At 28.4% G+C, this 18,320-nt stretch carries 20 protein-coding genes; 18 read left to right on the top strand and 2 right to left on the bottom strand.

Going from position 1 to position 18,320, the window contains the following annotated elements; genetic code table 11:
- Window position 1 precedes the first annotated feature (1 nt).
- Window positions 2-685, bottom strand: coding sequence for a tetratricopeptide repeat protein (locus tag QIA27_RS02075; protein WP_301403522.1), 684 nt, complete (start codon window positions 683-685; stop codon window positions 2-4).
- A complete protein-coding gene (locus QIA27_RS02070) occupies window positions 685-1,728 on the bottom strand; it encodes a polyprenyl synthetase family protein (protein WP_301353612.1) in 1,044 nt (347 codons plus the stop codon). The genes QIA27_RS02075 and QIA27_RS02070 overlap by 1 nt, the downstream gene beginning before the upstream one ends.
- A gap of 50 nt (window positions 1,729-1,778) precedes the next feature.
- Between QIA27_RS02070 and QIA27_RS02065 the strand changes: the two genes are divergently transcribed.
- The 18 genes from QIA27_RS02065 to hslU all read left to right on the top strand — a co-directional run bounded on the left by QIA27_RS02065 (window position 1,779) and on the right by hslU (window position 18,303).
- A complete protein-coding gene (locus QIA27_RS02065; RefSeq protein WP_301353611.1) occupies window positions 1,779-2,357 on the top strand; it encodes an SAM-dependent methyltransferase in 579 nt (192 codons plus the stop codon).
- Window positions 2,358-2,402: 45 nt separating this feature from the next.
- Window positions 2,403-2,933, top strand: coding sequence for a chemotaxis protein CheW (locus tag QIA27_RS02060; protein WP_301403521.1), 531 nt, complete (start codon window positions 2,403-2,405; stop codon window positions 2,931-2,933).
- Window positions 2,923-3,762, top strand: coding sequence for an NAD(+)/NADH kinase (locus tag QIA27_RS02055; RefSeq protein ID WP_301353607.1), 840 nt, complete (start codon window positions 2,923-2,925; stop codon window positions 3,760-3,762). The genes QIA27_RS02060 and QIA27_RS02055 overlap by 11 nt, the downstream gene beginning before the upstream one ends.
- Window positions 3,763-4,074: 312 nt before the next feature.
- Entirely contained in the window at window positions 4,075-4,833 is a 759-nt protein-coding gene (locus QIA27_RS02050; RefSeq protein ID WP_301353606.1) for a hypothetical protein, read from the top strand.
- A 28-nt stretch (window positions 4,834-4,861) separates the two neighbouring features.
- Complete coding sequence (locus tag QIA27_RS02045) at window positions 4,862-5,938, top strand: hypothetical protein (RefSeq protein WP_301403520.1); 1,077 nt, start codon at window positions 4,862-4,864, stop codon at window positions 5,936-5,938.
- A complete protein-coding gene (locus tag QIA27_RS02040) occupies window positions 5,935-6,771 on the top strand; it encodes a hypothetical protein (RefSeq protein WP_301353602.1) in 837 nt (278 codons plus the stop codon). The genes QIA27_RS02045 and QIA27_RS02040 overlap by 4 nt, the downstream gene beginning before the upstream one ends.
- Window positions 6,764-7,654, top strand: a complete 891-nt coding sequence (gene rsmH, locus QIA27_RS02035; protein ID WP_301403519.1) for a 16S rRNA (cytosine(1402)-N(4))-methyltransferase RsmH — start codon at window positions 6,764-6,766, stop codon at window positions 7,652-7,654. Before QIA27_RS02040 ends, rsmH begins: the two co-directional genes overlap by 8 nt.
- Window positions 7,651-7,932, top strand: coding sequence for a hypothetical protein (locus tag QIA27_RS02030; RefSeq protein ID WP_301353600.1), 282 nt, complete (start codon window positions 7,651-7,653; stop codon window positions 7,930-7,932). The genes rsmH and QIA27_RS02030 overlap by 4 nt, the downstream gene beginning before the upstream one ends.
- Before the next feature lie 22 nt (window positions 7,933-7,954).
- On the top strand, window positions 7,955-9,346 hold the full coding sequence (locus QIA27_RS02025) for a UDP-N-acetylmuramoyl-tripeptide--D-alanyl-D-alanine ligase (protein WP_301353599.1): 1,392 nt from the start codon (window positions 7,955-7,957) through the stop codon (window positions 9,344-9,346).
- Between the two features lie 17 nt (window positions 9,347-9,363).
- Window positions 9,364-10,419: a phospho-N-acetylmuramoyl-pentapeptide-transferase gene (mraY, locus tag QIA27_RS02020; protein WP_301353598.1), complete on the top strand. Its 1,056-nt coding sequence runs from the start codon at window positions 9,364-9,366 to the stop codon at window positions 10,417-10,419.
- A gap of 42 nt (window positions 10,420-10,461) precedes the next feature.
- The gene (gene ftsW, locus QIA27_RS02015; RefSeq protein WP_301386605.1) at window positions 10,462-11,520 is read left to right on the top strand and encodes a putative lipid II flippase FtsW; all 1,059 of its coding nucleotides are present in this window, start codon (window positions 10,462-10,464) and stop codon (window positions 11,518-11,520) included.
- A 34-nt stretch (window positions 11,521-11,554) separates the two neighbouring features.
- Window positions 11,555-12,298 carry a cell division protein FtsQ/DivIB gene (locus tag QIA27_RS02010; protein WP_301353597.1) on the top strand — a complete coding sequence of 248 codons (744 nt, stop codon included), beginning with the start codon at window positions 11,555-11,557 and terminating at the stop codon, window positions 12,296-12,298.
- Complete coding sequence (ftsA, locus tag QIA27_RS02005) at window positions 12,298-13,539, top strand: cell division protein FtsA (protein ID WP_301353596.1); 1,242 nt, start codon at window positions 12,298-12,300, stop codon at window positions 13,537-13,539. Before QIA27_RS02010 ends, ftsA begins: the two co-directional genes overlap by 1 nt.
- A 21-nt stretch (window positions 13,540-13,560) precedes the next feature.
- Window positions 13,561-14,760 (top strand): cell division protein FtsZ, encoded by a 1,200-nt coding sequence (gene ftsZ / locus QIA27_RS02000; protein WP_301353595.1) that lies wholly within the window; start codon window positions 13,561-13,563, stop codon window positions 14,758-14,760.
- Window positions 14,761-15,453, top strand: a complete 693-nt coding sequence (locus QIA27_RS01995; RefSeq protein ID WP_301353594.1) for a tetratricopeptide repeat protein — start codon at window positions 14,761-14,763, stop codon at window positions 15,451-15,453.
- 9 nt (window positions 15,454-15,462) lie between these two features.
- Window positions 15,463-16,407 carry a DNA-processing protein DprA gene (gene dprA, locus QIA27_RS01990; RefSeq protein WP_301354317.1) on the top strand — a complete coding sequence of 315 codons (945 nt, stop codon included), beginning with the start codon at window positions 15,463-15,465 and terminating at the stop codon, window positions 16,405-16,407.
- Between the two features lie 8 nt (window positions 16,408-16,415).
- Complete coding sequence (gene hslV, locus QIA27_RS01985; RefSeq protein ID WP_006068858.1) at window positions 16,416-16,964, top strand: ATP-dependent protease subunit HslV; 549 nt, start codon at window positions 16,416-16,418, stop codon at window positions 16,962-16,964.
- Window positions 16,957-18,303, top strand: coding sequence for an HslU--HslV peptidase ATPase subunit (gene hslU, locus QIA27_RS01980; protein ID WP_301353592.1), 1,347 nt, complete (start codon window positions 16,957-16,959; stop codon window positions 18,301-18,303). The genes hslV and hslU overlap by 8 nt, the downstream gene beginning before the upstream one ends.
- Window positions 18,304-18,320: the final 17 nt, after the last annotated feature.

Below are 18,320 nucleotides of genomic sequence, written 5' to 3'. Positions count from 1 at the left end.
TTTAAGTTCTGCACTCTGTGTTTTGAATTGTTTTTAGAGTACTAATTTGTAGATATAATTCTTTTAATTTTTCCCTATTGAAATAATAGAAGGGTATTTGTTTTATTATTTCTAAATTATTTAAAAAAATTATAAATAAAGTATCGTCATTAAGTGCTAATTGGAACGTTAAGGTTAATATTGTATTAAATGCCGCATTTTCATTGTTTATAAAATGATAAATACTTTTTTTAAAAAGAGCATCAATTGCTATAAATATATTTTCTTTAAACAATTCTTTTTCGCTTTGGAGAAATTTAATTATGTAGTCCATTGAATTTTCGACTTCTCCTATTAAAAAGTATGCCCAAGAGATGTCTAAAAAGTTTTTGCTATCTTTGAAGTCTATTATTTTTAAGTAATCTTGAGACTTGATAATTGCTTTTTTCCAGTTTTTATTTAAATATTCTAATTCTGAGAGCAAAAGATAAGCATCAACTTGATTTTGATCCATGTTAATTATTTTTTTTAGATTTGCTATGGCTTTGTTATATTTTTTTGAATTTTTTAATAACATTGATTTTTGGTAAAGTTTTTCTATCGTATGTTTATTTGCTTGTTCATTGATTTTTAATTTTGATGTTATTGTAGGGCAAATATTTGGGACTAGGCCATAAAAAAGTGTCAATATTATTATTTTTTTCATTATATTCCTTCTTTTATTTGTTCAACAATATCTATTAGCAGATTTTTATATTTATTTGTTAATGAGTATAAATTTAGTTCGTTTTTAAACTCGTTTAAATATTTCAAGGCAATAATAGTTGAGTTTTTTATTGATTTTGATGAATTTATCATCTCTGTTAGTTTGAATATTTCTTTTCTTGCTGTAGCGGTTTTAGCATTTTTTATTTGATTAAACTTTGAAATAATTTTTGGTTCAAATTTTTTTTCTTGTAAAAAATAAATTATTGGCAAGCTTTTTTTTCCTTCAAGTAAATCGTCTCCAAACTCTTTGCCATTAATTTTATTTTTAATGTTTTTAATATCATCTATTATTTGAAAATAAACGCCAAGTTTTAAGAATGTGCTGTAAATTTTTTTAGCTTTGTCTTCATTATTTGTTAGTATTGCAGCTAAAAAGCTAGCCATTCCGAAAAGCGAAGCTGTTTTTAATTCTACTAAAGAAATGTATTCTTCAATACTTGGAATGTACGATTCATTGTGAAATTTAATGTCAATTCCTTGTCCTAGATGTAGATTTGAAAGGGTAGTAAAGAAATTTTCATAAATTAGTAATTTTTGATTTTCTTTTAAATTTGATCTTTCTATTAATTTTGCAGGTAAAAAATAAATTAAATTACCAGCATTTATACTGTTATCTATTCCATAGATTAAATGTATTGCTGATGTGCCGCGTCTTTTTAGTGAATTGTCTTCAATGTCATCAATAATCAAACTTCCAGAATGAGGAAGTTCAAGCAGCAAGCTTAATTTATATATTAATTCGTCGTTTTTTTCTTTTAAACCCAATGCGTATGCTAAAAGAATCATTATCATCGGTCTTATTCGTTTTCCGCCTCTATTAATGATTTCAATTGCTGGTGCTTTAATGTAATCAAGGGTTTCCCTTTTTATTTTAAGAGTAAATTTTAAATCTTTATCTTTGAATAAATTTAGAAAATTAGTTGTTGAAAAGACTTTATTAATATTTTTTTCAATATTTTTTAAAAATAGTTTATTTTGCATAATAAGAATTATAATGAAAAAGTATAATAAAGTGTATTAAAGGGATTGATGTGTATCGTTTGGATGATGAGTATTCTCAAAAAGCTAAAAGAGAAGGGTATTTGGCAAGGTCTGTGTACAAGTTGATAGAGATTAATGAAAAATTTTCTTTATTTTCTTATGGTAATGTTTTAGATATTGGTGCATCGCCCGGTAGCTTTTCTCAATATGCTTATAAAAAGCTTAAAAGAGGTATTCTAGTGTCTGTTGATATTAATGACATTGGTCTTAGATATGTTAATAATTTTTATTTTATAAAGGGAGACATATTTTCAGATGATACGGTTTTTAAAATTAATACGTTTGGGCCTTATAGCCTTGTAATTAGCGATGTAGCTCCTAGAACTACTGGAAATAGGCTTGTAGATACTAGTAATTCTTTTAATTTAAACATGAGAATAATAGATTTATCGCTTGAAGTTTTACTTAAAAAAGGAAATTTGCTTATTAAGGTTTTTCAGGGGGGAGATGAGATGCAAATTTTTAAAAGGTTTGAAAAATATTTTAAATTTGTAAAAAAAATTAGGCCCAAAGCTGTAAGGAAAAATTCTTTTGAAATTTATTTTTTAGGTAAAAGTTTTGGCAAATAATAATTTAATTAAATTGTTATAAGTATCAATTTAAAGGTATAAAATATGTTGAGAAAAGAAATATCTAAAGAGAAAAAGTCACAGCTTCAAGTTGCGGGTTTTAAAATAGGCAAAGAAAGTTATGGGGTGTCAATAGAGCATATTAGAGAAATTATTAAAGTTCCATCAGAAGGAGTTTATGCTATACCAAATGTTCCAGAATATATTATAGGCATTTATAATCTTAGAGGCATTATTATTCCTTTGGTCAATTTAAATATTAAATTTGGGGTTCCTTCTATTTCAACAACAGAAGAAGATATGCTTTTGACAGGATACTTAATAGTTAAGATTAAAAATAAACTTTTAGGCATTTTTGTTGATAGGGTTCTTAAAGTTATTAGCTTTGATGATTCTAGGATTCAAGAACCCCCTGCTACTTTGCAAACTTTAGATAGAAAATATATATCTGGAGTTGTAAAGCTTGACGAGATCGATAATCTTGAGAGTGAATATTTAGTATTAATTGATATTACAAAGATTTTTGATAAATGCGAATTTGACGATATTCCATATAAAGATCAACATGAAGAATAAAGTTCTTCTTTGCATTAATACTTTAAAGTCAGGAGCTAGCCTTTTAGGCAATGATATTAAAGTTTATTTAGAAACTAAGTATTTTATTGAGGTGGTGTTAATAGATGTTGGTAAGCCTTTACTTTCTTTTCCAAGAGAAAATTTTCTTTTTTTGATAACTTTAGGAGGAGATGGAACGGTTCTTTTGGCTGTTAATTTGCTTCTTGAAAGTAAAAATTTTGATATTCCAATTATTTCAATTAATATGGGCAAGGTAGGGTTTTTAGCAGACATTAAGATTGAAGATTTTAAAAAAGTCATAGATAGATTTTTTAACAATTCTTTAGCTATTAATAAAAAATTTTTGCTTCATGTAACAGTTTATCAGCATGGTAAAGATTTAATTTCTAAGTATGCTTTAAATGATATTATTATTCGCTCAAGCGTTCTTAATAAAATGATTTATGTAGATCTTAAGGTTAATTCTGAAAGTTTTTTATCATATAAAAGTGATGGGATAATTGTGTCTACCCCAACAGGTTCAACAGGATATTCTTTCTCAGCAGGAGGTCCTATTTTAGAAGCAGATCTTGAGGGGTTTTTATTTACGCCTATTTCTCCCCATTCTGTTTATAATCGTTCTTTTGTGTTTTCTAAATTAAGTAAACTTTCTCTTTCTTTTTCAAAGGAATATTTCATAGCAGCAGCATCAATTTTTTTAGATGGAATTAATTTTGGTTCTTTTGGAGTTGATGTTGTTTTTGAATTTAAAATTTCTTCTAAAAGCTTGAATTTTGTTTCATTTTGTACGGATACTTTTGTTAAGAGATTGAAAAACAAATTATTGTAAGTTTAATGCTCTTCAAACAGTGTTCTTTTAAATAAACATTGTTATTGGTTGTTATTTGAATGCTTAATTTAATCTAATCTTTAATAAGACTAGAGGATTTTGTATGTTTTAAGACTTGATACTTTTAAAAATTATTTAAAATTTTACATAATTTATTATAAGGATGTTGGTGTTTTGTTTATTCGCAAAGTTAATGTTCCAAGGGTGTTTTTTATAAATTTATAACTTGTTAAAATATTTAATATGTTTGTTATTAAACAATGTATTGGATAGCTGATAAATCACCTTTGTATGAGTTTTAGGCAGGTGTTTATGGATTTAGTTGATAATGAAAATTATAAAAAAATAGTGTATATTAATAATCTTATTTTAAGGACTTTAAATGATATAACAGCTATAAAAGAGACTAGTGAATTTTCATCAAATGCTAAGCTTTCATCTGATCTTATTGATTTTAATTTAAATGTTTTAAGTTATGTTTCGTCTTTAAATTATTTTTATACTAGGCCTAGATTGAAAGTAAATTATTCTATAAAAAAAATTTTATCTGGATTGATTTCTGATTTTAGTTTAGTTATTAGCCCCGTTCTTAGTATCACCCCAAGAGAGTTAATTGAAATGCCCCAGGCTCTTAATTTAAACCCTGAAGAGAGGTTTTTAATTGTTAAAAAATTGGGTTATTTAATTGATTTGGCTAAAAATTTTAGTAAAAAAGATTCTAAAACACTTGTTTTTCTTGAGGATGCATATCTTAAATTTATTATTTTTTCTAAAAATATTATTGATTTTAGAGATTTTTCTAAAAATTTAAAACTTGAGAGTCCTTATTATAAATTTCAATTTGAACATCTCATTAAAGTGTTTGAACTTTTAGAAGAAGGAGCATTTATTTTAAGGAGCAAATATGAGCTTAGTGGATCTCGCGAATTTGGATTGCATTCTCTTGGTTATCTTGAAGCTGGAAGAGTTTTGGCTACTATAGCTTCTCAAAAAGAAGTTGCTGAAAAATTTTTAAGGTTTCATGAAGTTTGGTCTTCAAAGTTTAGTTCAGATTTAATTAAAGCAAAATAGATAGATTAAAGTGGGGAGGGGAGTTATATTGAGTTTTAATGCAGAAGAGGGCGCAACTAAATTCAGAAAATTAAAATTTTTTTTGATCTTGAATTTATTTTTATTGTTTATAATTTTGATTGATTTCTTTATAAGATCTATCATGAATGTATCCAATTTTTATGATTTTAAGAATTTTGAAAAAAAATCTGATTATAAAAATATCAATTTAAGTAAGAATGTTTTTGTATCAAATAAGGTTTTAAATCTTAATTTCGTAGAATCTTGTTATTCTCTTTTAAGTAACAACTTAATAAGTTATTCAGACTATTATTATGTGCTTTTAAATTCTAGTGAGGATTATTCTGTTTTTTCTGTTAAAAACAATAAATTTTTATTTACTCTCAAGTTCAAGGATTTTGTTTTTGTAATAAATAATTTAATTTTTACTTTGGACAACTTGTATAAGACTTTAGAGATTTATGATTCTGGTGGAAATAATATACTAGTGCTCAATTTTTTGTCCTCAATTTTAAGTGTGGATTACAATAACGAAGTTTTAGTTTTAGGACTTTCTAACGGTGAGGTTAATATATATAAACAAGGCAAGATAATTTATACGGAAAATTTTTTGGAGAGAAAATTTCCAACATGGTTTGTTAAATTAAGCTTTGATAATAGATATTTAGTTTCACTAAAAGGTAATTCCAAGTATTTTTTAGAAATAATTGATTTAGAGAGTAATTATAAAAAAATTTTAGAATTAAGCAATTTAGCTATTAATAGTTTTGAGACTTTTATAAAAATGGATGATTATTATAATTTGTTTATTGAGAGTGAAAATTCACTTGTGGTGATAAATATTAAAAGTGGTAGAATATTTAAAGTTGAAAATAAAAATTCTATTTTAAGAGCATCATATGATTATTTGCAAAATATTTACAGAATATATTTTTATTCTGAGAGTGAAAAAATTATTAATATAAAGACGTATTCTGCAAATTCTTTTAGATTATTTGATAATATCTTTATTAAAGATGAAATAAGCTCTTTTGTTGAATTTGGAAAGGGACTTTTGTATTTTAATACTAATAATGATTTAAAATATTTGGGATTGGGGCAGTGATTTTAATTGTTTTTATGTTTTTCTTTAATATTTTGGATTTATATCCATTTTTGGAATTTAAAAATGATGAAAAGTTTGCTTTAGTTAAAGATTTTGGTGTATTGGATAATAATAAATTGAATATCGGAGTAAGGTTAAGGCCCTTGAAAAAGACAGTATCTGTTTTTTCAAATAATTATAAAGTCTTATATTCAAAAAATAGGTTAGATAGAAATAGCAGTATTTTAATCATTTTTGACAATGATCTAAATCTGAATTTAGAGGTTTTAGGAGGATTTTTTTACAAACTTGGAAAGATTTTTTTAAAAGATGAAGAGAGTGTTATTGATTTAGTAGTTAATGATCCTAGTGCTAAAAAGATTCTCAATCCCTTGTTTGTTATTAAGAATAAGAACAATGTAGTTGCTGATACAGTTTATACTTTAGGCAGTGTTTTTTTAAAAGGAAAAGGTGATGATGAGAGATTGGAGTTATCAAAAAATATAAATTTAAATGTCGATTCTGGCCAGTATAGTCTTTTGTTATATTTTCATACTCAAAAAGTGGAATCTTTTGAAAATTCTCTTAAAGGAATTTATTATTTTGAGGCTATTTTGAATAATAAAAGTATTTTTCGTTCAGATTTTCAAAATATTTTTTTGATTAATAATACATATGCTTTGGCTCAGGAGAAAAATTATGGATTGGATGTTTTGAATATTAAAAAAGATGGCGGATGTCTTAAGATAAATGATCTTAATTTTATTAAGGGTAAAAATGAAATTAAAATAAAATATGGTGATGTTTATGGAAATGAAAAAAAGATAATTTATAGGTTTAAATTAAATGAATAATAATGTTTTTCATTTCCCAGTACTTCTTGATGCAATTTGTAAGCTTATAGAAGATTTACCTGTAAAAAGCGATTTAATATACATTGATTCTACTCTTGGAGAAGGTGTTCATGCAAAAGCGATTCTTGAGAAATATGACTTTTTAAGTTTAGTTGGAATTGAAAGAGATTCTCAGATTTTAAAGAGAGCAAAGCAGTTTCTTCTTATTTTTGAAGAGAGAATTACATATTTTAATGATTGGTTTGATAATTTTTTTGCCAATTACCCTTTAAATGTCAAAGCTAATTTTATTTTAGTTGATCTTGGTATTTCTATGTTTCATTACAAAGGCAGTAAAAAAGGATTTTCTTTTCTTGAAGATGAACCTTTGGATATGAGACTTTGTTCTTCTTCTTGCAGCATTAGTGCGGCTGAGATTGTAAATACTTTTAGTAAATATGATCTTGAAGGTTTAATTTATGATTTAAGCAATGAGCATTATTCTAGAAGAATCTCTAAAGCTATTGTAGAATATCGAAAAAACAAAAAAATACAAACTACAAAAGAGTTGCAGTCCATAATAAATAGAGTTTATCCTTTTTCAAAAGTTAAAATAAATCCAGCTACAAAAACTTTTCAAGCGTTAAGAATTTATGTAAATGATGAGCTTGCTAGACTTAAAAGGAGTTTGCCTTTGTGGGTAGAAAATTTAGCCAAAGATGGAATTTTAGCTATTATTACGTTTCATTCAATAGAGGATCGTATTGTAAAAGATTTTTTTAAAAGTTTAAGCTGTGATTTGTATGCTAAGATTTCAAAAAAGCCTATTATTCCAAGTTTTGATGAAATCAAAAAAAATAAACCTTCAAGAAGCGCAAAGCTTAGAGCTGTAAGAAAATTATGAATAGCATAAGTAAAATTGAGTTTGAAATTTATTGTATTTTAATTTTGATACTAACAGTTATATTGTGTTTTAATATTTACTTAAATTTTAGATATGTTGTAAAGCTTAGAGAATTTAATCACTTAGACAATGAGCAGGAAAATATTATTGATGATAATTTAAGATTGCTGACAGTAATATATGAACTTGAAAATATTAATAGAATAGAGAGCTTTTGTTTTGGAGAATTGAATTTGGAAAAAAAGGCTAATGAAGATATAAATATTTTTGCTGAGTAGAAAATTTTAGAATGAGGTTTGTGTGCGTATAAAGATTAAAGATATTTTAATCTCTTCTAAAGATGTTAAGTTTGTAGGAAATATAAAAAATATTGAAAAGATAGTATCGTTTTACTCTTTAGATAGTAGAGAAATAAAGAATGATAATATCAATGTTAGCCTTTATTTTGCATATAAGGGAAATAAAGTAGATGGATTTTCTTTTGTTAAATATTTAATTGATTTGGGTGTTAAATGCTTTGTATGTTCAAGAGATCATGAATCCGAGTGCATTGAATATTTAAATGATAATGAAGAATTAGTATTTTTGCTTACAAGCAATGTAATAAAACTTCTTCAAACTTTAGCGTCTTTTTTGATTGAAAGGACAAGCTTTAAAAGAATTGCCATTACAGGCAGTAATGGTAAAACTACAACCAAAGAGATGCTTTATAGCATACTTGCAAAGAAATATAAAACTTACAAAACTTGGGGTAATTTAAATTCTGACATTGGGCTTCCTCTTAGTATTTTAAGGGTAGAAGGTAATGAAGAATATGCTGTTTTTGAAGTTGGAGTTAGTTATGTTGGAGAAATGGATCTTTTGTCTCAAATTTTAAAGCCGGAAATTGTTATTATTACTAATATAAGCTACGCACATATGCAAGCTTTCAAGGAGCTACAAGTTATTGCTTTTGAAAAGAGCAAAATAATTGGTAAAAACATTGAAATCTTTGTTTTAAATGAAATGAATGATTATTGTGTTTATCTTGAAAAAAAAGCAAAAATCGCAAATCCAAATGTTAAAATTGTTTATTTTGATTTTGAAAATCTTAATATTAAATCATTTTCTTTTCTGGGGGGGAAATTTTTTTATGATTTTGTTTACAAAGGGTTTGAGTACTCTATTTTATTGTTAGGTCGGCATAATGTTTTTAATGCAATAGGGTGTATTAATTTGGCTTTATTTTTAGGAATGAGAGAGAAAGAAATAAGAGAAGGTCTGATTGAAACTGCTTTTCAAAAGGGTAGAGCAGAAATTTTTACACAAAATGGATATTTAATTTTAAATGATTCTTATAATGGCAATATGGGTTCTTTTATGGCCTTAAAAGATATAATTTTGGATCTTAATATCCAAAACAAAAAATTTATAGTTCTTGGGTCTTTTAAAGAGCTTGGAGAATTTGCATACAAAACTCACAAAGATTTAATTCAAGAAGCTATTTCAATGAATTTTGACAAAATTTTTCTAATTGGCAAAGAATTTTTAGATGTTAGAGATTCTGAGAATTTAGTTGAAAAGTATTTATATTATTTTAGTGAGTTTGATAAATTTATTAATTTTTTTTTAAAAAGCTTGGAACCTTCAGTTTTTATTGTAATTAAGGGCTCAAGGTTCAATAGGCTGGAGAGAATTTTAAATTACATTTAAATGATGATGAGGTTCTTATGTTTTACCTTTTAGGTTTACGGCTACTAAAATATATTACCTTTAGAATGGCTTATGCTACAATTTTTGCATTTTTGCTTTCTTTGATTGTAGGTCCCCATATTATTTTAAGACTAAAAAAATTAAAAGCCGATCAGATTTTAAGAGAAGATGGTCCTAAGAGGCATTTAAGTGAAAAAACAGGAATTCCTACTATGGGAGGCATTCTTATTTTTTTTTGTGTTTTTATCTCTTTAGCGTTTTGGAGCAACATTTTAAATGTTTATTTTTTGATTATGGTTTTTGTTATGCTTGGATTTGCTTTTTTGGGATTTATAGATGATTTTTTGAAAATCAAAAAGAAAACCTCAGATGGACTTAAAGCCCGATTTAAGGTTTATGGGCAAATGATATTTTCTTTTATTTCTGTTGGCATTCTGTATTATTTTGGGGGTGAGCATGTTAGTGTAATCTATTTTCCTTTTATTAAATCTTTCCAAATAGATTTGGGTGTGTTTTACATCCCTTTTGGCATGTTTATTTTAATTTCTGCTTCTAATTCTTTTAATTTAACAGATGGGCTTGATGGACTTGCAATTGGATTAAGTATAGTTATAACAGGGGCTTTAATAATAATCGCTTATCTTACAAGCAGAGCTGATTTTGCAGCTTATTTGCATATTCCAAATATTAAAGGCTCTGAAGAGCTTGTAATATTTCTTGGAGCTTTGCTTGGAGGTAGTTTTGGATTTTTATGGTTTAATGCCTATCCTGCTAAAATTATGATGGGAGATACAGGTAGTCTGGCTCTGGGTGCCATTCTTGGAATGGCAGCTTTAATTTTAAAAAGTGAAATACTTTTTTCAATTCTTGCAGGTGTTTTTATTATTGAAACTATGTCTGTAATTATTCAAGTTATGGTTTACAAAAAGACTAAAAAGAGGGTATTTAGAATGGCTCCACTTCATCATCATTTTGAAGAACTTGGATGGTCTGAGATGCAAGTTGTTATTAGATTTTGGATAATAGGGTTAATATTTGCTATAATTGCTTTAAGTACAATAAAAATCAGATAATTTATTATGTTTGTAGAGATAAATTCACTTAGGATGTGTTATTTGCTTGTTTTGCTACTATTAGTAGCCTATGGCCTTGTAGTTTTTTATACTTCTTCCTTTTTCTTAAGCTTAGAACTGACAGGTAATCCAAATTTTTTATTTTTCACAAGGCTTAATTATCTTTTTTTGAGTTTTATAGCTTTTCTTGTTTTTGAAAGAATTTCTTTAGATTTTTTAAAAAAAACAATATTTCCTGTATTAATTGTAACTCTTTTTTTAATTATGGCAACTTTTTTGGCTCCAAGTATTTCTGGGGCAAAAAGATGGATATTCTTTCAAGGTATTAGTATTCAACCTTCTGAAATTTTTAAAATATCTTTTACTGTTTATCTTTCAGCTTATTTGAGTAAGTTTGATCTAAGAAAAAACAATGGTGTTTCATACTGGTTAAAGCCAATGTTTATTTTTGCAATTTTTTGGGTGTTAATAATCTTGCAAAATGATTATTCAACAGCTATTTATTTTGCTATTCTTTTTTTTATTGTTTTGTTTGTTTCTAATATGGCATTTAGTTATGTTTTTGCCATTGTGATTACTTTTTTGCCAGTTTCTGCTATATTTTTAATGCTTGAACCTTATAGAGTTTCTAGAATTTTTGCCTTTCTTAATCCTTACGAAGATCCTTCTGGCAAAGGTTACCAAATAATAGCATCTCTTAATGCTTTAAAAAGTGGGGGAATTTTAGGTAAAGGTTTGGGAATGGGAGAGGTAAAGCTTGGAAAACTGCCAGAGGCTAATTCCGATTTTATTTTTTCAGTTCTTGGAGAAGAATTGGGATTTTTAGGTGTTTTGTTTGCTATAAGCTTATTTTTTTTGTTTTTTTACTTTGGTTATTTTATAGCTATTCATTCTAATAGCAGGTTTAAATTTTTTCTTGCATTTATTTCAAGTCTTGCAATTTTTCTTCAAAGTATAATGAATATTTTAATTGCAATTGGTCTTTTGCCTCCCACCGGAATAAATTTGCCGTTTTTTTCATCTGGGGGATCTTCTATTATTGTTACCATGGCACTTTCTGGTCTTATTTCAAATGTTGCAAAAAACTTAAGTAATAATTGATAAATTTTTCCAGTAGTGTAAATCGGGTTAGTTTATGATTTTTGAGAGAAAATTTTTAATTAAGTACATATATTTTTTGACGTCTTTAATTTTTTTTGAAATAATAATTATTATTTTTGCGTCTCCTTATTTTTTGATTAGGTATATTAGTATTAACAATGATATTTCTTTTTCTAAAGAGGATATAATTGAAATTTCGGGAATTAAACCCAATACATATTATCATAATGCTGATGTTAGAAGATATGAGGAGAATCTTAAAAGAGATTTAAGGATAAAGAATGTTAAAGTTGATCTTAAGTTTCCTAACAAAATTAATATTAAAATAGAGAAAAGAATACCCATTGCTGTTGCTTTAGAAAACGTAAATGGTAATATTACTTATTATTGCATTGCATCAGATGGTGTAATTTTGGAAAAAAGTAAGTATTTAATCTATGATTTGCCTATAATTAGCGGATTAGTTTTAAATGGTAATAATGTAGGAGATTTTCTAGAAGACAGAATGCTTAATGTTGTAAGAGGCCTTGATTATCTTAAAATAAATCAAAAATATTTGTATAATTTAATATCAGAGGTGAATTTTTTAAAATTGAATTTCTATGATTATAATGTAATTTTGTATATTAAAAGTATATATAATAAAATATTGATAACAGTTGATATGGATTTAATGGATGTAATGCATAAAGTGTTTCTTGCAGTTGATTTGCTTAAAGGAAAACCTGGCGTTATAGATTTAAGAAGTGGTGATATCATTTTGTTAGGAGAAGGTTAGTGTCTAGGAATTTGATAGTAGGTTTGGATGTTGGAACTTCAAAAATTTGTACTGTTGTTGCTGAGGTAAATTTAAATGATCAATTAGAAATAGTTGGAATAGGCACTAGTATATCAAGAGGGGTTAGGAAGGGAGTTTTAATAAATATTGAAGCTGCTCTTGATTCAATATCTAATTCTATTGAGGCTGCAGAGCTTATTTCAGGATGTGATATTACATCGCTTTCAGTTTCTATGTCTGGAAGTAGCGTTGAGGGAACTAATTCACGTGGTGTTGTTGCAATAAATTCAAAAACACGAGAAATTAATGAAGAAGATGTTGAGAGGGTAATTGAAGCAGCAAAAGCAATTGTAATTCCGATGGATAGAGAAATTCTTCATGTTATTCCTCAGGAATTTATTGTAGATGGAATACCTCATATAAAAAACCCAATAGACATGATGGGTATTCGTCTTGAAGGGGAGGTGCATATTATTACGGGGTCTAGCTCTTCTAGTCAGAATTTAGTCAGATGTGTAAATCGAGCTGGCTTTGCCGTTGATGAGGTTGTTCTTGGAAGCCTAGCTTCATCTTACGCAACTCTTTCTAAAGAAGAGCGTGAGATGGGTGTTTTGTTTATTGATATGGGTAAAGGGACAACAGATATTATTCTTTATATTGACGGTTCTCCTTATTATACGGGCGTGATTCCTATTGGTGTTAATAGAGTAACTCTTGACATTGCTCAAGTTTGGAAGGTTCCTGAGGATGTTGCTGAAAATATTAAAATAACAGCTGGAATTGCTCATCCATCTATTCTTGAAAGTCAAATGGAAACTGTAATTATTCCAAATCTTGGAACTCGACCTCCTCAAGAGAAAAGTAGAAAAGAGTTGTCTGTAATAATTAATTCAAGGCTGAGAGAAATTTTTGAAATGATGAAAGCGGAAATACTTAAACGAGGGCTTTATAATAAAATCAATGGTGGGATAGTTTTAACAGGTGGAGGAGCTTTATTCCCAGGTATTTCCAATTTAATAGAAGAAGTATTTAATTACCCCGCAAGAATAGGTTTGCCAATGAGTATTAATGGGATTGGAGAAGAGCACATAGATCCTAAGTTTTCTTCAGCTCTTGGTCTTGTTCTTTATAAGCACGAGCAACAAAAATTCAGTAAATTAAAGAAGGTAAGCGGTAAAGTTAAAAGAAAAAATAAAATATCTTCAAAGTTGAAAGGTTGGTTTTTGAAAGAATGGTTTTGACCAATCGTGGAGGAAGCGTTGATGAAAGATTATAATATGATTGATAGCAACACAAGAAGATTTGATTCTACTACAAATCCTACAATTCTTAAAGTGATTGGTGCAGGAGGAGGAGGTAGTAATGCTGTTAATCGTATGATTGAATATGGAGTAAGAGATGTTGAATTTATTGTAGCCAATACTGATCTTCAGGCTCTTCAAACTTCTATTGCTCCTATAAAAATTGCTCTTGGGGCAAAAGTTACAGCAGGGCTTGGTGCTGGAGGAAAGCCCGAGATTGGGCAAGCTGCAGCAGAGGAAGACATAGATGTTATACGTAATCATCTTTCCGGTGCTGATATGGTGTTTATTACTGCTGGTATGGGAGGTGGAACAGGAACCGGGGCAGCTCCGGTTATTGCGCAAGTTGCCAAAGAGCTCGGTATTTTAACAGTTGGAGTTGTAACAAAGCCTTTTAAGTTTGAAGGTCCTAAGAAGTTGAGACTTGCCGAGCAAGGAATAAATAACCTAAGGAAGTCCGTAGATACATTAATTATTATTCCAAATCAAAAACTTTTAACTGTTGTTGACAAAAGGACTACCATTAAAGATGCTTTTAAGCGTGCAGATGATGTTTTGAGAATGGGTGTTCAAGGCATTGCGGGACTTATTATTGAGCATGGAGAGGTTAATATTGATTTTGCTGATGTTAAAAGTATTATGCAAGGGCAAGGCGATGCTTTGATGGGAATCGGATATGGTAAGGGTGAGAACAGAGCTGTTGATGCTGCCACTTCTGCGATTAGCAATCCGCTACTTGAAGAAGTTCGTATTGAAGGATCTAAGGGGCTTCTTGTTAACGTTACTGGTGGAGATGATTTTTCATTACTGGAGCTTGAGGAGATTATGGGGATAATTACTGTTAGTGTTGATGATGAGGCTACTGTAATATATGGTCATGCCATTAATTCAAATCTTGAAGATGAGATTTACGTTACAGTTGTTGCTACAGGTTTTGCATCTAAAAAGCAAAAAGAAATATCAAATGTGTCGGAAAATAATACTTTAAGCTCTAAAGAGTTTGATACTTTAATGTCAGGCAATCAAAATGTTCCTTCTGGATCTTATGAACATCAAGATTCTTCTTTTGCAGCAAAATCCAAAAATGTTAATTATTTTGATGATGACATTGATGTTCCAACGTTTCTTAGAAATTTAAATAAAAAAAGTAGCGATGATTAGATGAAAATTTTGTCGTTCATAATACTTATTAATTTATTTTTATCTTGTGGTGGTGAATCTAAAGAAAAATTGAATCTTGGGCTTAGATTAAGAGAATTGGAAATTTCAGGCGGTGGATCTGAATCTAAGATTGAAGTTTATAAAGAATTTATCGAAAAAGAAGATAAAAATATTTTAAAGATAGTTAATTCTATTGATAAGAAAGCTAGATTTTTCAATTTGATTGGTCTTGAATTATTTAAGCTTGGTCAGTATGGACCTGCTATTGAGTATTTTGCTAAAAATTTAGAAATCAACCCTAATAATTATTTGTCCCATTTTTACGTAGGTGTTGCTTCTTATAATTTAGCTAAAAATTTAAGAGTAAAAGATGAAGTTGAAAAATACATAATTCTTGCTGAAAATTCTTTTTTAAAATCACTTTCAATCAGAGATGATTTTAAAGAATCTCTTTTTGCTATTTCTAATATGTATGTATATGATCTTGACAAACAACTTGAAGCTAAAAATTATTTAAACAAACTTGATGATATGGGTGAGGATTATTTTGAGTTTTTTATGCTAAGAGGTGCAAATTATTATTCACTAGGTGATCTTGGTAATGCTATATTGTTTTATGAGAAAGCTAGTAAAAATGCTTCAACCGAAGAGCAAAGAGAAGGTGTTTCTAGGATCATGAGTAATTTGAAGTAATTATTTATGATGAAATTGCTTTATATTGATAATTTAAAGTTTTTAAAAAGCAAGGAGAAATTAAAACTTTTTAATAATTTTGATTTTAATGATATTATTAAATTGACTCAAAAGGATATTGAATCTTATCTTTTAAGATCGTTTGGAAGATCATTTAGGTTGCCCAGTTTAAAATTAGTAGAATTGCAAGAAAAGGTTATTCGAAGGACAAAGGCTAAAATTGCTATTCTAGGGTCTGAGTTTTATCCTAATAAGCTTAAAAGAATTTATGATCCCCCTTTTGCTGTTTACTATAAAGGCAATTTGCCAAATTTTTCTTCATTGTCTTGGGCTGTTGTTGGTTCTAGAAAAATTAGCAAAACTCTTGCCGAGAGAACAAGAGAATTTTCTTCACATCTTGCAAAAAATGGCATAGAAATTATTTCTGGATTTGCAGTTGGCGCTGATATTGAAGCTCATATAGCAGCAATAAATGAGAATAGTAGGACATTTGCTGTTATTCCAACAGATATTGATAATATTTATCCTAAGCAAAATCGAAAATATGTTTTCAAGCTTTTAGAACAAGGTGGAGGAATAATTACTGAGACTTTACCATTTGATAAAATTCAAAATTATTTTTTTGCTAAAAGAAATAGATTGATCTCAGGCCTGTCAGATGCTATTTTTATAACTTATGCGCCCTTAAAATCGGGAGCTTTGATTACGGCTGAACTTGGTCTTGACTTGGGACTTGACATTTATGTTTATGATTTAAATTTTTGTGGTGATGGGGCCGTAAAATTGTACGGTTTTGGCGCGCAAGAAATAAAAACTGTTAAGGATCTTTATGCTTTATTGAATATTGAATATGTAGATTCTAATAATATTGAAGACGATCCTAAAGAGTGTTGTGATTGTAAAAATGTATCTGATGTTCTTATTGGAGAACTTTTAAAAGAGGTATATAAATAGGGGGTAATATGGACTTTAAAGGAACCACAGTTATAGCAATAAAAAAAAATGGTAAGACCGTGGTGGCAGCAGATGGACAAGTAACTTTTGGACATACTGTTTTAAAGAGTAATGCTATTAAAATACGAAAATTGCTTAATGGAAGAATTTTGGCAGGATTTGCGGGCTCAACGTCTGATGCAATTACTCTTTTTGAAAAATTTGAAGAAAAAATTAAGGCAAAAGGTGATGGATTGATTGACATTAAAAGGGCAGCTGTTGACCTTGCGAAAGATTGGCGTTCTGACAAAATACTTCATAAGCTTGAGGCTATGATGCTTGTTGCTGATTCTAACAATATTCTTTTGATTTCTGGTACTGGCGATGTTGTTGAGCCTGAGGAGGATGTTATTTCAATTGGTAGTGGCGGTAATTATGCATATTCAGCAGCTCTTGCTTACATGGAAAATAAAAAATTAAGTGCTTTTGAGGTTGCGCGCAGATCTTTAAAAATAGCAGCAAGGGTATGTATATATACTAATTCTAATATTGTACTTGAGGAGATTGAAAATGAATAAATTAAAAGAGCATTATATAGTTCCCAAAGATGTAGTTGCAGAACTTGATAAGTACATAATAGGTCAAGACGAAGCTAAAAAATTAGTATCGATTGCTCTTGTTAATAGATATATAAGGTCCAGACTTCCAAAAGAAATAAAAGATGAGGTGATGCCTAAAAACATTATTATGATTGGGTCAACGGGTATTGGAAAGACTGAAATTGCAAGAAGACTTTCTAAGTTAATTAAAGCTCCTTTTCTTAAAGTTGAAGCTACAAAATATACCGAGGTTGGTTATGTTGGTCGTGATGTTGAATCTATGGTTAGAGATTTGATGGGCATTGCAGTTAATATGGTAAAAGAAGAGATGTATAGTACCGTAAGAGAAGATGCTTTAGTAAAAACAGAGGAGAGAATAGTCGAGAGTCTTTTTAAAGGATCTGGTAGTTCTGAGAATATAGATCCAAATGAAATAAAAGCAGAAGAAAAGGTAAAAGAGAAGCTTAGAAAAAAGCTTAGAGCAGGTGAGCTTGATGATACTACTATTGAAATACAAATTTCTAGTAAAATGCCATTTTCCACAATAGAAATATTTACAGGTGGTAATTTTGAAGAAATTGATATGGGAATTGGCGGTTTATTGGGCAATATATTTGATAGAAAAAAGAAAAGAGAATTGAAGATTAAAAAGGCAAAAGAAATAATTTTAGCAGAAGAGCTTGAGAAATTGGTTGATCACGAAAACATTTCAGATATTGCAAAATCTAAAGTTGAAAATATGGGAATTATTTTTATTGACGAGATTGATAAAATAGCTGCTAAGAATAGGAGTGGCAATGATGTATCTAGAGAGGGTGTTCAAAGAGATATTTTACCAATTATTGAAGGTTCTAAAGTTAATACAAAATATGGAATAGTTGATACTTCTCATATTTTATTTATTGCAGCAGGAGCATTTAATTTAGCCAAACCCTCTGATTTAATACCTGAGCTTCAAGGAAGATTTCCAATTAAGGTGGAGCTTAAGAGCTTAAGCATAGATGATTTGAAAAAAATTTTAAAACAAACAAAAAATTCTTTAATAAAGCAATATGTTGCGATGTTTAAGGTTTACAATTTAGATTTAAAGTTTAGCGAAGAGGCTATAGATAGAATTGCAGAGCTTACTTTTAATATGAATCTTGAAAATGAAAATCTTGGTGCCAGAAGGCTTCACGGTGTTATGGAAAAAGTACTTGCAGATCTTTTTTTTGAGGTACCTGGTAGTAAGTTGAAAAAATTTGAAATAAACTTGGACTATGTTAATAAAAAAATACAAATTAACGAACAAAAAGATTTAAATTATTATATAATTTAGTTAAAAGCAATTTTAAA

This window comes from [Borrelia] tanukii, assembly GCF_030439725.2.
Lineage (GTDB): Bacteria > Spirochaetota > Spirochaetia > Borreliales > Borreliaceae > Borreliella > Borreliella tanukii.
Note: the sequence above shows the minus strand (reverse complement) of the source record. Positions and strands in the feature narration are given on the sequence as shown.